14 protein-coding genes and 1 pseudogene are annotated in these 14,472 nt (G+C 67.8%); 4 read left to right on the top strand and 11 right to left on the bottom strand.

Annotated elements, in window-relative coordinates:
* Positions 1-36: 36 nt before the first annotated feature.
* The 7 genes from CYR75_RS10660 to CYR75_RS10630 all read right to left on the bottom strand — a co-directional run bounded on the left by CYR75_RS10660 (position 37) and on the right by CYR75_RS10630 (position 5,487).
* Positions 37-846: an NAD(P)H-hydrate dehydratase gene (locus CYR75_RS10660; RefSeq protein WP_101500026.1), complete on the bottom strand. Its 810-nt coding sequence runs from the start codon at positions 844-846 to the stop codon at positions 37-39.
* Positions 843-1,874, bottom strand: a complete 1,032-nt coding sequence (locus CYR75_RS10655; RefSeq protein ID WP_101500025.1) for a YihY/virulence factor BrkB family protein — start codon at positions 1,872-1,874, stop codon at positions 843-845. The genes CYR75_RS10660 and CYR75_RS10655 overlap by 4 nt, the downstream gene beginning before the upstream one ends.
* 7 nt (positions 1,875-1,881) lie before the next feature.
* The gene (locus CYR75_RS10650) at positions 1,882-2,646 is read right to left on the bottom strand and encodes a hypothetical protein (protein ID WP_101500024.1); all 765 of its coding nucleotides are present in this window, start codon (positions 2,644-2,646) and stop codon (positions 1,882-1,884) included.
* A gap of 295 nt (positions 2,647-2,941) precedes the next feature.
* Positions 2,942-3,532 carry a 50S ribosomal protein L9 gene (rplI, locus tag CYR75_RS10645; protein WP_101500023.1) on the bottom strand — a complete coding sequence of 197 codons (591 nt, stop codon included), beginning with the start codon at positions 3,530-3,532 and terminating at the stop codon, positions 2,942-2,944.
* 11 nt (positions 3,533-3,543) lie between these two features.
* Complete coding sequence (gene rpsR / locus CYR75_RS10640; RefSeq protein WP_101500022.1) at positions 3,544-3,771, bottom strand: 30S ribosomal protein S18; 228 nt, start codon at positions 3,769-3,771, stop codon at positions 3,544-3,546.
* A gap of 12 nt (positions 3,772-3,783) precedes the next feature.
* Positions 3,784-4,206 carry a 30S ribosomal protein S6 gene (gene rpsF, locus CYR75_RS10635; RefSeq protein WP_101500021.1) on the bottom strand — a complete coding sequence of 141 codons (423 nt, stop codon included), beginning with the start codon at positions 4,204-4,206 and terminating at the stop codon, positions 3,784-3,786.
* A 201-nt stretch (positions 4,207-4,407) separates the two neighbouring features.
* Complete coding sequence (locus tag CYR75_RS10630; RefSeq protein WP_101500020.1) at positions 4,408-5,487, bottom strand: cytochrome-c peroxidase; 1,080 nt, start codon at positions 5,485-5,487, stop codon at positions 4,408-4,410.
* 135 nt (positions 5,488-5,622) lie between these two features.
* On the opposite strand from CYR75_RS10630, the gene speB reads away from it, so the two are divergent.
* Entirely contained in the window at positions 5,623-6,594 is a 972-nt protein-coding gene (gene speB, locus CYR75_RS10625) for an agmatinase (RefSeq protein WP_101500019.1), read from the top strand.
* Positions 6,595-6,664: 70 nt separating this feature from the next.
* Here the strand turns inward: speB and gdhA are convergent, their stop codons facing one another.
* Positions 6,665-8,014, bottom strand: a complete 1,350-nt coding sequence (gene gdhA, locus CYR75_RS10620) for an NADP-specific glutamate dehydrogenase (protein ID WP_101500995.1) — start codon at positions 8,012-8,014, stop codon at positions 6,665-6,667.
* Between the two features lie 117 nt (positions 8,015-8,131).
* Between gdhA and prfA the strand changes: the two genes are divergently transcribed.
* The 3 genes and pseudogenes from prfA to CYR75_RS16805 form a co-directional block, all read left to right on the top strand.
* Positions 8,132-9,184 carry a peptide chain release factor 1 gene (gene prfA / locus CYR75_RS10615; RefSeq protein WP_101500018.1) on the top strand — a complete coding sequence of 351 codons (1,053 nt, stop codon included), beginning with the start codon at positions 8,132-8,134 and terminating at the stop codon, positions 9,182-9,184.
* On the top strand, positions 9,181-10,050 hold the full coding sequence (gene prmC, locus CYR75_RS10610) for a peptide chain release factor N(5)-glutamine methyltransferase (RefSeq protein WP_101500017.1): 870 nt from the start codon (positions 9,181-9,183) through the stop codon (positions 10,048-10,050). Before prfA ends, prmC begins: the two co-directional genes overlap by 4 nt.
* 219 nt (positions 10,051-10,269) lie before the next feature.
* Positions 10,270-10,522: pseudogene (locus CYR75_RS16805) on the top strand (DUF4167 domain-containing protein); the annotation flags it as partial.
* Between the two features lie 841 nt (positions 10,523-11,363).
* Here CYR75_RS16805 and rsmA read toward each other — a convergent pair.
* From rsmA to CYR75_RS10590, 3 genes are read right to left on the bottom strand one after another with little or no spacing between them, the layout of a single operon-like run.
* Entirely contained in the window at positions 11,364-12,215 is an 852-nt protein-coding gene (gene rsmA, locus CYR75_RS10600) for a 16S rRNA (adenine(1518)-N(6)/adenine(1519)-N(6))-dimethyltransferase RsmA (protein WP_101500015.1), read from the bottom strand.
* Positions 12,212-13,189: a 4-hydroxythreonine-4-phosphate dehydrogenase PdxA gene (gene pdxA, locus CYR75_RS10595; RefSeq protein WP_101500014.1), complete on the bottom strand. Its 978-nt coding sequence runs from the start codon at positions 13,187-13,189 to the stop codon at positions 12,212-12,214. Before pdxA ends, rsmA begins: the two co-directional genes overlap by 4 nt.
* Before the next feature lie 3 nt (positions 13,190-13,192).
* Positions 13,193-14,437, bottom strand: a complete 1,245-nt coding sequence (locus tag CYR75_RS10590) for a peptidylprolyl isomerase (protein WP_225972686.1) — start codon at positions 14,435-14,437, stop codon at positions 13,193-13,195.
* Positions 14,438-14,472: the final 35 nt, after the last annotated feature.

Here is a 14,472-nt window from a genome sequence, read left to right as displayed (position 1 = left end):
TCTAGCAAAGCGCGCCGCGGGGTGCGAGGGGAAAAATCAAGCCAGTTCGCGCAGCAGCACCGGGATCTGTTCGGGCAGGTCGTCCGCGATCAGGCCAGGACCGAAGCGGCGGGCCGACTGGGCATGGACCCACGCCGCCAGACGGCAGGCCAGCGCGGCGTCGAAGCCCCGCGCCAGCAGCCCGCCGATCAGGCCGGCCAGCACATCGCCCGAGCCCGCCGTGGCAAGCTGCGGCGCGTCGCTGGCGTCATGCCGCCAATTCGTGCCGTCGGGGTGGGCGATGACGCTGACGGGGCCTTTCAGCAGTATCGTCGCGTTCCACCGCTGCGCCGCCCTGCGGGCCACGGTGTCGCGCTGGTCGGGATCGTCGGTCGGCGTCAGATCGGGGCAGAGGCGCTTGAACTCGCCCTCATGCGGGGTCAGGACGATCTCCGGGCGCAGCTTTTGACCCGGATGCGCGGCCAGCGCCGTGATCGCATCGGCGTCAACGATAGCGGGCAGGCCCGAGGCCAGCACCGCCGGCAGCAGCGCATGGGCGCGGTCGATGCCGCAGCCGGGGCCGATCAGGAGGGCGGAGACCCTGCGCGCCTTGCACCACGCCTCGAGCCCGCCCGGCTCGTTCAGCGGATGCAGCATCACCGCATCCGGCCCGCCGTGAAAGCGGGCCAGCGCGTCGGACGGCGGCAGCAGCGTCACCAGCCCGGCGCCGATCCGCATGGCGGCGCGCGCGGCCAGACGCGCGGCCCCCGCCTGCGCGCCCGCAATCACCGCCAGATGTCCGTGATCGTATTTGTGCCCGCCGGTTTTCAGCAACTGCCTTGCCTCGGCGGGCTGGTCGTCCGTCATTTGCGCTTGCTCAACTTCGGCTCGCCCTTCATCTCGCGCAGGTGCTCGGCGGCGACCGAGTTCACCTCGGCCCCGACCATGATGACGATGCTGGACAGCCACATCCACATCATCAGCACCACCGCCGCGCCGAGCGTGCCATAGGTCTCGTTATAGCTGGCAAAGTTCGAGGTGTAGAAGGAAAACCCGGCCGAGGTGATGATCAGCCCCACCGTCGCGAGCACCGCACCGGGCGAGATCTTGCCCAAGCCTTCGGCACGGCGGCTGGGGCCCCAGCGATACAGCGCCGAGATCGCCAGCAGCAGCACGGCGAACATGATCGGCCAGCGCAGCATGGTCAGGATCGCCTTGGTGTCGGGCACCAGCGGCAGCATGTGCAGGACCGCCGGCAGCACCGCCACCGCCAGCACCAGCAGCATAACCAGCACCATCGCCCCCACCGTCATCGCCAGCGAGATCAGGTTCAGCTTGATGAAGCCACGCTCTTCGCTTTGGAACAGGGCCACGTTCAGCCCGTCGATCAGCGCCTTCATCCCGCCATTTGCGGACCACAGCGTGACCAGCAGGCCGACGATCCCGGCCACGGACAGCGCGGTGCCGGGGGTCTTGATGATCTCTTGCACCTGCCCGCGAATGATCTCCAGCGCCGAGGGCGGCACCACCTTGCCCAGATTGTCGAGTTGTTCGTTCACCAGCGCCGGGTCGGCAAATACGCCGAACAGCGACACCAGCGCGGTGATCGCGGGAAACAGCGCGAGGATGGCAAAGAAGGTAACGCCGCCCGCCACCGAGGTCACGCGATCCTCGCCGATCTCGGTGACGGTGTCTTTCAGCACCGCCCACCATTGCTTGAACTTCAACCCCCAGACGGTGTCGGGGGCGGGGCCGGTGGGCACGGGCGTCGATTCGGGTTCGGCCTTGGCCTCTGCCTTGTCAGCCGCAGGCGGGTTTTCCGGCTGCATGCTGTCCGGCAGAGGGTCAAAGACCGCGTCCAGGACCGAGCGTTCGGGCGGGGTGGGAGTCCGCATGGTGCCTCTAGAGCCGGTGAGCGCGGTCGCGCGTCAGATCGGCCTTGCTGTGCGGCAGATCATCCGGCGACAGATCGGGGGGCGTGCCGCGCGGGTGGCCGCTGCTGGGATTGGTCTGCGCGGTGCGGGCCGGGCGGGGCGGGCTGCGCCGCTCGCCCAGAAACTCGCGCAGGCGGTCGGCGGTGTGGTCGAAATCGCGCATCATGCCCTCGGCCCGTCCGGCGATCTGGTGGAAGCCGTCCACGGCGGAATTGGCCGTCGCGACCAGCGCGGTGATGTTCGTGGCCAGCTTGCCAGCGCTGTCGGTCAGCTGGCTCAGGAAGCCGCGGCCGTTCTCGCGCGCGTGGCGGCGGCGCAACTCGCGTTCCTTGCGCTGACGGGCGCGGGCGCGGGCCTCGCGTTCGGCGCGGGCGCGGATCTCGGCCGCGTGCTCGTCATGCTCGTCATACAGCGAACGCGCGCGGCTGCGCATGTCCTGCCGGGCGCGGTCGTCGAGATTGGCATAGCGCGGCGCGAGGTGGTCGCGGCTGCGCGGATGCGGGCGATCCTCGTCATCGCCGGCAATGGCGTCCACGACGGCGCGCGTCGCCAACACGCCAAGCGCGGTCACGGCAGCAGCGCCAAGACCAATCGCACCGATCTTGAGCAGGCTCGGCCCGTCGTGATCGTGATCTTCCACGGGCACGGGCAGCGTGTTTTCGTCATAATGGCGCGGCAGCGGACGGCGCCGGGCGCGCGCCTGTTGGGGGGTCAGGTCTGCGGGGTAAGACATTGGGCTGTCCTTTTGAATCTGGTATGCAGTCAAACGACGCGGGGCTGCGAATTGTTCCGGGCTGCGGACAGGGCAGGGCCGGAGGGTCGGTTCGAGGCTGGGGTGGCGCGTGCTCTCTCACGGACCGGCCCGGCTCGCTGCGATACTTACGGCAGGATCAGACCCACACCCCCCACCGAAGCCAGGCCGCCCGACCAGAACCCAAAGCGCCACCGGCCTGCCACCGGCACCTCGCCCAACAAAAAAAGCCGCGCCGAAGATCGGCGCGGCCTGTATCTGTCGCTCGCGGCGGGCGTTACTCGGTGCCTGCCTCGTCCTCGTCGTCGCGCGAGGCAGAGCCGATATCGTCGAACAGGTTCGAGATCTCGAAATCGGCTTCGGCGTCCTGTTCGGCGGCCAGGTCCTGGATCGACTTGCCGGTCGCCTGCAGTTCCGCCTCTTCGGGCGAGCGGGCGATGTTCAGCACGATCTCGGCCTCGACCTCGGGGTGCAGGACGATCTGCACGGTGTGCAGGCCCAGATCCTTGATCGGAGCGCCCAGCACGATCTGCTTGCGGTCCACATCATGGCCCGCGGCATTCGCGGCGTCGGCGGCGTCACGGGTCGTCACCGACCCATACAGCGCGCCCGCGTCCGAGGCCGAGCGGATGATGACGAAGGTCTCGCCATGCAGCCTGTCGGCCAGCTTCTGGGCATCGGTCTTGGCTTCGTCGTTCTTGGCGACGAGCGCGGCCTTTTGTGCTTCGAACCCCTTGATGTTGGCGTCCGAGGCGCGCAGCGCCTTGCCCTGCGGCAGCAGGAAATTGCGCGCGTAGCCTTCCTTGACACTCACCACGTCGCCCATGGCGCCGAGCTTGGCCACACGTTCCAGCAGGATGACTTGCATCGGTCTTCCCCTTACTTCACGACATAGGGCAGCAGCGCCAAAAAGCGCGCGCGCTTGATCGCCTGTGCCAGCTTGCGCTGATTCTTCGCCGAGACGGCAGTGATGCGCGACGGCACGATCTTGCCGCGTTCGCTGATATAGCGCTGCAGCAGGCGGGTGTCCTTGTAGTCGATCTTGGGCGCGTTGTCGCTGCCGAACGGATCAACCTTGCGACGACGGAAAAACGGTTTGTTTGCCATGTCTCAAGCTCCTCAATTATCGCGGTCGCGGTCACGACGCTCGCGGCGTTCGCCACGATCACCGCGGTCGCCACGGTCGCCGCGATCCGAGCGGTCGCCGCGGTCGCGGTCGTCACGCTTCTGCATCTGCACCGAGGGGCCTTCCTCGTGCGCGTCGACCTTGATCGACATGACGCGCATCACGTCATCATGCAGACGGGCCAGACGTTCCATTTCCTGCACGGCCGCCGACGGGGCGTCGGTGCGCAGAAAGGCGTAATGGCCCTTGCGGTTCTTGTTGATCTTGTAGGCGAGGGTGCGGACACCCCAGTATTCGCTATCGACCACCTTGCCGCCATTATCGGCCAGCACGGTGGAGAAATGTTCAATCAACCCTTCGGCCTGTGTGTTGGACAGGTCCTGGCGGGCGATCAGCACATGCTCGTAAAGCGGCATGTCAGACCTTTCAGTTTCAGGCGGGCTTCAACAGCGGGACACACCCCCCGCACCCCGCCACGAGAGGCTGCGCCGGTTTCGCGATTGCGGAAGGATGGGGCTTTATAGCGGCAGGCCGCGCAGACGCAACCGGAATCGGCCGGGGCCATGCCGCCAGCTTGCGCAGGGCCGGCGGGCGGCCCTGCGTCGGCGCGGGACGCCTTACATCGGCGCGGGCAGGGGCGTGTCGTCGCCGCGCACCGGCAGGATCGGGTGGACGATCTGCGGCTGGTCGCCGGTCAGCGTGCGCAGGAAGGCCACGATTTCCTCGACCTGACCCTCTTCCAGCTCGGTTCCGATCTGCGAGGAGGACATGATCTGCACCGCCTCGCGCAGATCCCAGACCTGACCCGAGTGGAAATAGGGCGCGGTCAGTGCGATGTTGCGCAGCGGCGCGGCACGGAACACATATTCGTCATCGACCGTATCGGTCACGGTGAAGCGGCCCTTGTCGCCTTCGGGCAGCACCTCGGCACCGGGACGGGCGACCACGCCAAAGGCATAATAGTCCTGCCCGCCCATGTTCACGCCGGCATGACAGGCCACGCAGCCGGTATCCATGAACGCCTGCAAGCCGCGCTTTTCCAGCTCGGTCATGGCGTCGTTATCTCCTTCCAGGAAACGGTCGAAGGCGCTGTTGGGGGTGACCAGCGTCGCCTCGAACTGTTCGATGGCGTCGGCGAAATTGTCGAAATTGATCGGGTCGTTCTCGCCCGGATAGGCGGCGCTGAACATCTCGACATAGCCGTCCATGGATTTCAGCGTCGCGACCAGATGGTCGGGGGTGTTGCTCATCTCGACGCCGGCCTGCACCGGGCCCTTGGCCTGCTCGGCCAGATCGGGGGCGCGGCCGTCCCAGAATTGCGCGATGTTGAAGATCGCGTTCAGCATGGTCGGCGCGTTGCGCGGCCCCTTCTGCCAGCCATGCCCGACCGAGGTCGGCAGCCCGTCCACCCCGCCGATGCCGACATTGTGGCAGGTCTGGCACGAGATCAGCCCCGAGACCGACATCCGGGGATCAAAGAACAGCGACCGGCCCAGCTCGATCTTTTCGGCGGTGATCGGGGTCGGATCGCCGTCGGGGCGGGGGATCTGGTCCATCTGCTGGGGGATCGGGGCGAACAGGTCAAGCGCCGCCTCGCGCAGGCTGTCATCGGCGGGCAGTTCGGTCTGCGCCGTGGCAGGCAGTCCGGGCAGGACCAGCCCGAATGCGGCGAGGGACAGGATGGCTTTGATCGTCATGGTGTTCTCCGTCAGGTGTCGCGGTGCCTGAAGCCCGGCACCAAGGCGATGTTAGCACAAGCCGCGCGAAACGACCTTGATGCAGATCAGCCGCCGACCCATCATGGCGCAGCAGGCTGGAAGGAAAGGGAAAACATGGCACTCGAAGATGCGAGGCATCAGGTCGATCTGGCCTTTACCCGCGACGATCCGCGCGGGCTGAGCCAGGAAAACGCCTTTGCGGGGGCCACGTCCTTCCTGCGCCGGCGCTATGCGAAAGACGTGATGGACTATGATCTGGCGGTGACCGGCATCCCCTTCGATCAGGCGGTGACGCATCGCCCCGGTGCTCGGTTCGGCCCGCGCGCGATCCGCGAGGCCTCCTGCCTGCAGCCCTATGACCCGCCCTATGGCTGGGGCTTCGATCCGCTGTCGGAACTGGCGATTGCCGATGCCGGCGACATGGCCTTTGACTATGCCGATACGCGGTCGGTTCCGGCGGCGATTCAGGCGCATATCGGCGGGCTGCTGGATCAGGGCGTGGGGACGGTGGCGCTGGGGGGCGATCATTTCGTGACCCTGCCGATCCTGCGCGCCTATGCGCAGCGGCATGGCCCGCTGGCGCTGATCCAGTTCGATGCCCATTCCGACACCTGGCCCGACGACAATCCCGACCGGATCGACCACGGGACGTTTCTGTACAAAGCAATCCGCGAGGGGGTGGTCGATCCCGCCGCGACGGTCTCGGTCGGGATCCGCACCGAGAACCCCGACACGCTGGGTGTCACGATCCTTGATGCGGCCTCCATTCACCGGGACGGGATCGAGGCCACGCTGGACCGCATCCGGCAGGTGATCGGGACGCGGCCGGTCTATCTGACCTTCGACATCGACGCGCTCGATCCGGCCTTTGCGCCGGGGACGGGGACGCCGGTCTGGGGCGGGCTGGCAAGCTGGCAGGCGGCGGCGCTGCTGCGCGGGCTGGCCGGGATCGACCTGCTGGGCGGCGACGTGGTCGAGGTCTCGCCGCCCTATGACACCACCGGCGCGACGGCGATCGCGGCGGCCCATGTCGCGACCGAGCTGATCTGCCTCTATGGCTGGACGCGGCGCAAACCGGCGCCGTGATTTCCGGCCCCTGAGAATCATTGCGGCGGGCGCTGAGGCCCGCCGCAAACATTGTCAGTGCAGGCGCGGTTCAGACCACGCCAAGCGCGCGCATCGCCTCGGCCACGCGGACAAAGCCCGCGATATTGGCGCCGACAACATAGTTGCCCTGCTCGCCATAGGTCGCGGCGGTTTCGGCGCAGTCGTCATGGATGTTGCGCATGATCGTTTCCAGCCGGTCGGCGGTCTTGTCAAAGCTCCAGCTGTCGCGGCTGGCATTCTGCTGCATTTCCAGCGCCGAGGTCGCCACGCCGCCCGCATTGGCCGCCTTGCCGGGGGCGAACAGCACGTCGGCCTTGTGGAAGGCGTTCACCGCGTCGGGGGTCGCGGGCATGTTGGCGCCCTCGGCCACCGCGATCACGCCGTTGCGGATCAGGGTCTTGGCATCCTTGCCGTTCAGCTCGTTCTGGGTCGCGCAGGGCAGCGCGATGTCGCACGGCACGTCCCAGATCGAGCCGCCGGCGACGTAATAGACGCCGTCGCCCTTGAGGCGGTCATATTCGCTGATGCGGTCGCGGCGGACCTCTTTCAGCTCTTTCACCAGATCCAGATCGAGGCCGTTTTCATCGACGACGTAACCGGCGCTGTCCGAACAGGCGATGACCTTGGCGCCCAGTTCCTGTGCCTTTTCGATGGCATAGATCGCGACATTGCCCGAACCCGAGACGACGACCGTCTTGCCGTCCAGGCTGGTGCCACGGGTCCGCAGCATCGAATCGGTGAACCAGACCGTGCCATAGCCGGTGGCCTCGGTCCGCGCGCGCGAGCCGCCATAGCTGAGGCCCTTGCCGGTCAGGACGCCGGCCTCGTAACGGTTCGCCAGCCGCTTGTACTGGCCGAACATATAGCCGATCTCGCGCTTGCCGACGCCGATATCGCCGGCCGGCACGTCGGTATATTCGCCGATATGGCGGTGCAGCTCGGTCATCATGGACTGGCAGAAGCGCATGATCTCAAGCTCGGACCGGCCCTTGGGGTCGAAGTCCGACCCGCCCTTGCCGCCGCCGATGGGCATGCCGGTCAGCGCGTTCTTGAACGTCTGCTCGAAGCCGAGGAACTTGATGATCCCGACATTGACCGAGGGGTGAAAGCGCATGCCGCCCTTGAACGGGCCAAGCGCGCTGTTGAACTGGACCCGGAAGCCGCGGTTGATGTGGACCTGGCCTTGTTCATCGACCCACGGGATGCGGAAGATGATCTGACGCTCGGGTTCGCAGATCCGCTCGATCAGCGCGTGATCGGCATAATCAGGATGTTTGGCGATGACCCGGCCGAGGCAGCTCAGAACCTCATCGACCGCCTGATGGAACTCAGGCTCGTTTGGGTTGCGACGTAAGACCTCATTGCGGATCTTTTCGAGTTTCTCGGGAAGTTGGGCCATCATGCCTCCTTAGCGATAAGCCAGACCTCGCTTTTATGCTGCGCTGCGGAAAAAGTATACATGTCTGTTTGTAAGGCCGCGCTTGCCGTGTCCGACGCGGGACGCTAAGCCGCTGGGATGCTGCCACAGGACCGCCTTGCCCAGATCATGCAGCGTTTCGAGTATCTCGAAGCGCGGCTCAATGCCGGACCCAATCCCGACGAAATCGCGGGAATCAGCCGCGAATACGCAGAGTTACGGCCGGTGGTGGACACCATCGCCGCCTGGCAGGCCGCGCAATCGGGGCTGGCCGAGGCGCAGGCGATGCTGTCCGATCCCGACATGCGCGAACTGGCCGAGGACGAGGTTCAGCGCCTGAAACACAGCCTGCCAGAGCTGGAGCAGGCGCTGCGGATCGCGCTTTTGCCCAAGGATGCTGCGGATGCACGGCCCGCGATCATGGAGATTCGCCCCGGCACCGGCGGGGACGAGGCCGCGCTTTTCGCCGCCGACCTGCTGTCGATGTATCGCCGCTATGCCGAGACGCAGGGCTGGGATTTCCAGATCCTCGAACTGTCCGAATCGGAACTCGGCGGCGTGCGCGAGGCGGTGGTGCGGATCGCGGGCGAGGGGGTGTTCGCGCGGCTGAAATACGAATCGGGCGTCCACCGCGTGCAGCGCGTGCCGGAAACCGAATCGGGCGGGCGCATCCACACCTCGGCCGCGACCGTGGCGGTGCTGCCCGAGGCCGAGGCCGTCGATGTCGACATCCCGGCGGGGGACATCCGCATCGACACCATGCGCGCCTCGGGCGCGGGCGGGCAGCACGTCAACACCACTGATTCGGCGGTGCGGATCACCCATCTGCCGACCGGGATCGTTGTCACCAGCAGCGAGAAATCGCAGCACCAGAACCGCGCCAACGCCATGGCCGTGCTGCGCGCGCGGCTGTTCGACATGGAACGCGAACGCGCTGCCTCGGCCCGCGCCGCCGACCGCAAGAGCCAGGTCGGCAGCGGCGACCGCAGCGAGCGCATCCGCACCTACAACTTCCCGCAGGGCCGGATGACCGACCACCGCATCAACCTGACGCTCTATGCGCTGGACCGCGTCATGGCCGGCGATTTGACTGAGATCGTGGACGCGCTGACCGCCCATGATCAGGCCGAAAAGCTGGCCGCCCAGCAATGACCCAGCCAAACGGCGCTGACGACGGCGGCTTTCGCGCCCAGCTTGCGGCGGCGGTGGCGCGGCTGACGCAGGCCGGGGTGGCCGATGCGCCCCGCGACGCCCGGCTGCTGATGGCCCATGCGCTGGATCTGCCGGTGACGCGGCTGGGCATCGACGCGCCCGCGCGGTTGACGCCCGCGCAGCAGGCGCGGCTGGCGGAGCTGATCGCGCGCCGCGCATCGCGCCAGCCGATCAGCCAGATCATCGGCCGCCGCGCCTTCTGGAAACATGATTTCCACGTCACCCCTGACACGCTCGACCCGCGACCCGAAACCGAGACGCTGGTTCAGGCGGCGCTGCGGCTGGACTGGTCTTCGGTTCTGGATCTGGGGACGGGGACCGGCGCGATCCTGATCTCGCTGCTGGCGGAACGGCCGCAGGCTGGGGGGCTGGGGACCGATATCTCTGACGCCGCGCTGGCAGTGGCGCGCGGCAATGCGGCGCGGCTGGGGGTCAAGGCCGATTTCACCCGCGCCGACTGGTTCGACGGCGTCACCGGACGCTTTGACCTGATCGTGTCGAACCCGCCCTATATCGCGCTGTCGGAAATGGCCGCGCTGTCGCCCGAGGTCCGCGAGTTCGAGCCGCATGGTGCGCTCACCGATTTCGGCGACGGGCTGTCCGCCTATCGCCGGATCGCCGCCGGTGCCGCCCGGCATCTGACCCCGAACGGCGCGGTGCTGGTCGAGATCGGCTGGCAGCAGGGGCAGGCGGTTGCGCGGCTTTTTGCCGAGGCCGGGGCGTCGGTCCGGGTTCTGCCGGATCTGGACGGGCGCGACCGCGTGATCGAGGCGCATTTCGGCCCCGACCCGGTCAAAACTGCGTAAGATCAGACAGAAATGTCAAAAAACACCGTTCATAGGGCAGTTTTTCCTTGTGCCGCCGCCTTTGCCGTGCTTATTCAACCCAAGTGCCGGGGAGGCGATCCACCGCACGGACCAGCCACGACATCGCTAACCACCAGGCGGACGCAACTATCCCCCTTCAGGTTCAGCGCATGGAACGGCGGCAAGGAACCCTTCCAGACGACTGGGTAAAGTCAAACAATGAGATCATCGAAATCCCGTTCGCGTTCAAAGTCGAACCGTCAGCGCTCTTTGGGCAATGTCATCAACCGTGTCTTCGACTCCTCGGGGCCCGAAGGCAAGGTGCGCGGCACGCCGCAGCAGATCATCGACAAATACCTGACGCTGGCCCGCGACGCGCAACTGTCGAACGACCGCGTGGCCGAGCAGTCCTTTCTGCAACATGCCGAGCACTACACCCGCATGCTAGGTGAGGCGCAGCGCGAGCAGAACGAGCGTCAGCAGCAGCAAAGCGGCCAGGGCGGACGCAGCGACGACGACCGCGACGACGCGGACGACAGCAGCCGCAGCGACAATCGCGACAGCCGTGACAGCCGTGACAATGGCCGCGAACAGGGCCGGGATCAGGGCCGCGATAGCTCGCGCCGGGATGACCGGCAGGACCGCGGCGAACGGCAAGAGCGCGGCGAACGGCAGGACAGTGGCGAACGCCAGGACCGGGGCGAGCGTCAGGACCGAGGCCAACGCCAGGACCGTGGCGAGCGGCAAGACCGCTCGGACCGTCAGGACCGCAGCGACACGCAGGACAAGCCCGGCCGCAAGGACCGGTCCGACGACCAGTCGGACAATCAGGATCAGGGCGACAGCAACGACCGCGCCGCCGCGCTCCGTCGCGACCGCAGCGACGACAAGCCGGCACGCAACCGCGAGGCCGAGCAGGTCGAGGTCGCGGGCAAGGCCCGTGCCGATCAATCGGATGACGCCGCCAAGCCGATCGAGGCGAGCGACGACAACGTGACCGCCAAGGACGCCCTGCCCGACGCCATCACCCCCGAAAAAGGTCCGGTCGAGACGCCCGAGACGCAGCCAAAGCCCAAGCGCACCCGCGCGCCGCGTGCCGCCGATGCGGGCGACAAGCCCGCCCCGCGCACCCGCCGCCGCGCCACCCCGGACGCCGCGGCCGAGCCCGCGACGAATGACAGCGCTGGGCAGGCATAGGCTTACGATCAGCATGAGACAGGAAAGGGGCCGCGCTGCGGCCCTTTTGCATTTGGTGAGTGGCTAGGCCCGAAGGGGTCGCGTCCTAAACAGGCAGCCCGTTAGCGCTCGCCGCCCTAATCGCGCTCCGCTTGCTCCAACGCGCGGGCGAGGGCGCAGAACTCTCTCAGTCCGATTTCCTCGGCGCGGGCGGTGGGGTCGATGCCGCAGGCTTCCAGCAGCGCCTCGATTTGCGGATGCAGCCCCTTCAGCGAGCTTCGCAGCATCTTGCGCCGCTGGTTGAACGCCGCCGCCGTCACCCGCATCAGCACCGCCGGATCGGCCGGATAGCGCGGCTCGGGCAGGGCGGTCAGGCTGACCACGGCCGAATGGACCTTGGGCGCGGGCACGAAAGCCTCGGGCGGCAGGGACATGACGATCCCGGTCTCGCAGCGCCACTGGGCCAAGACGGCGAGGCGACCATAGGCTTTGCCTCCGGGCTGCGCCACGATCCGCTCGGCCACCTCGCGCTGGAACATCAGCGTCAGCGACTGCCAGAAGGGCGGCCAGTCGGGCGGTGTCAGCCAGCGGACCAGCAGTTCGGTCCCGACATTATAGGGCAGGTTCGCGGCGATGCGGATCGGCGGCGTCAGATGCTGCAGCGGGTCGATCCGCAGCGCGTCGCCATGCAGCACGGTCAGCCGGCCGGGATAGGCGTCGGCGATCTCGGCCAGGGCGGGCAGGGCGCGTTCGTCCTTTTCGATGGCCAGCACGTGACGCGCACCCTCGGCCAGCAGGCCACGGGTCAGCCCGCCGGGGCCGGGGCCGATTTCCAGCACATCGCAAGTTCGCAGATCGCCCGCCTGCCGCGCGATCTTGGCGGTCAGGTTCAGGTCGAGCAGAAAGTTCTGCCCCAGCTGCTTGCGGGCGCGCAGATCGTGCCGGGCGATCACCTCGCGCAGGGGCGGCAGGCCGTCGATGGCGCTCATCCCCGCTCGCGTGCCTCGGCCATGTCGGCGGCCATGCGCAGCGCGGCGATGGCGCTGCCGGCATCTGCGAGGCCCTTGCCCGCGATGTCGAAGGCGGTGCCGTGATCGGGCGAGGTGCGCGGAAAGGGCAGCCCCAGCGTCACATTCACCCCGCCCGCGAAATCGAGCGTCTTGATCGGGATCAGCGCCTGATCGTGATAGCCGCAGATCGCAGCGTCGTAACGCGCCCGCGCCGGGGCGTGGAACATGGTGTCGGCGGGCAAGGGACCGGACAGCGACAAGCCTTCGGTCCGGAGCCGGTCGAGCAGCGGGATCATCCAGGCGATTTCCTCGCCGCCCATCCCGCCGCCTTCGCCGGCGTGGGGGTTCAGCCCGGCCACGGCAAGGCGCGGCTCGGCAATGCCGAAATCGCGGACCAGGGCGGCATGGGTGATGCGGATGGCCTGTTCCAGCAGCGGCGCGGTCAGCGCGGCAGGCACCTGCGCCAGCGGGATATGGATCGTCGCCGGCACCACCCGGCAGGGCGGCGAGACCAAGGTCGAGGCGAGCATCATCGCCACATCCACCCCGCCCGCGAGATGGGCCAGAAACTCGGTATGGCCGGGAAAGGCGAAATCGGCGCCGTCCTTCAGCGCCTTCTTGTGGATCGGCAGCGTGCAGACCGCGCCCGCCTGTCCCGACAGCGCCAGCGAGACGGCGCGTTCAATGACCGCGATCACGCCCGCCGCATTGGCCGGATCGGGCTGGCTCGGCGTCGCCGGGGCGGCGAAATCGTGGCGCAGCACGGCGAGGCGGTCGGGGGCGACGCCGGACAGGTCGGACAGATCCTCGATCACGCTGAAGGCGGTGCCGTGCGGCAGGTGCCTTGGGTCGCCCAGCCATGCAAAGGGCAGCCCCGCCGCCAGCAGTTGCGGCGCGATCTCGGGGCCGATGCCGGCGGGTTCGCCGCAGGTGACGATGATCGGGCGCGCCATGGCTCAGGGCCTGCGGATGACCGCATCGCCGCGCTGTTCGGCCAGATAGGCGTCGGCGGCGGCGTTGATCTTGCGGTTGAAGACCTGCTCGCGGACCGATTCGCGTTCCGGCAGCGCGTCGGGATTGGCCGGGGTGCTGGCCTCGCCATCGCTGGTCGCGGTGGGCACGGGGCCGGCGTCCAGCCCGGCCAGCAGCGCAGGTGTGCGGTCGCACAGCATCAGCACATCGGCCCCGGTGCCGCGCGCCACGACGCTGGTTTCGTTTTCATCCAGCGAGGCCAGCAGGACGCCGGTATAGGTCGGGATCGCGTTCTGGCTGGCAGTCTGGCGGACCACCTGCTGGTCGGGCAGGTGATTGGCGAAGGTATACAGATCGGCGCAGCTTCGCGCCTGCGCGGCGGCGCTTTGCGCCTCGGCCATGCTGGGGAAGGTGACGGTCAGGAAGTCCAGCGTCTGTTCGCTGGCGCCGGGGCGCAGCTGGCCGCGCGTGTCGCGCATGTAGAACAGCACCACCGCGCCGGGGATGGTCAGCGGCGGGCTGACCTGACCGGGGCGCAGCCCCAGCAGGATCGGGCGCAGGGTCGGCGGCATGTTGGCGACTTGCATCCAGTCCAGCCGCCCGCCCTGGGCCGCCGACGGGGTGGCGGAAAAGCGGCGCGCGGCGTCGGCAAAGACGCCCTCGCTGGTCGACCGGGCGGCGATGGCCTCGGCCTGATCGACGATCGCCTCGTCCTGGCCGGGCGGGATCGGAATGATGATTTCGGACAGCAGCACGGCGATCACGATGGGGGTTTCCACGATGCGGCGCATGGCCTGATCGACCTCGGCCTCCGAGACCGAGACGGTGGGCAGGATGCGCTGGCGGACGACCTCGCGCCACGCCACGCCGGCCTTGATGAAGTCGCGATAGGCCTGCCGCTCGACGCCGCTGCGTTCCAGCACCTGAATGAACTCGCCCGTGGTCAGCCCGGCGCGGCCGGCGAATTCCGACAGCCCTTCCTCGAGCCCGCTATCGCTGACCTCGACGCCGATCTGGCGGGCCGCTTCCAGCCGCAGCCGATCCTCGATCAGCGCTTTTTCGGCGGCCTCGGCACTGGTCTCGGCCGAGTTCAGCACGGCCATGAACCGCATCCGCTGCTGGACCTCGTAGCGTGTCACGACCGAGTTGTTCACATAGACCACGGCAGAGAAATCCTGCGCCTGCACCGGCGTCAGCGTCGCCCCCGTCAGGGTCGCGCCGAGTGTCAAGGAAAGTAGAAACTGCCGCATGCAACCATGCCCCC

This window comes from Paracoccus jeotgali (assembly GCF_002865605.1).
Classification (GTDB): domain Bacteria; phylum Pseudomonadota; class Alphaproteobacteria; order Rhodobacterales; family Rhodobacteraceae; genus Paracoccus; species Paracoccus jeotgali.
This window is presented reverse-complemented; position numbering and strand designations above follow the sequence as displayed.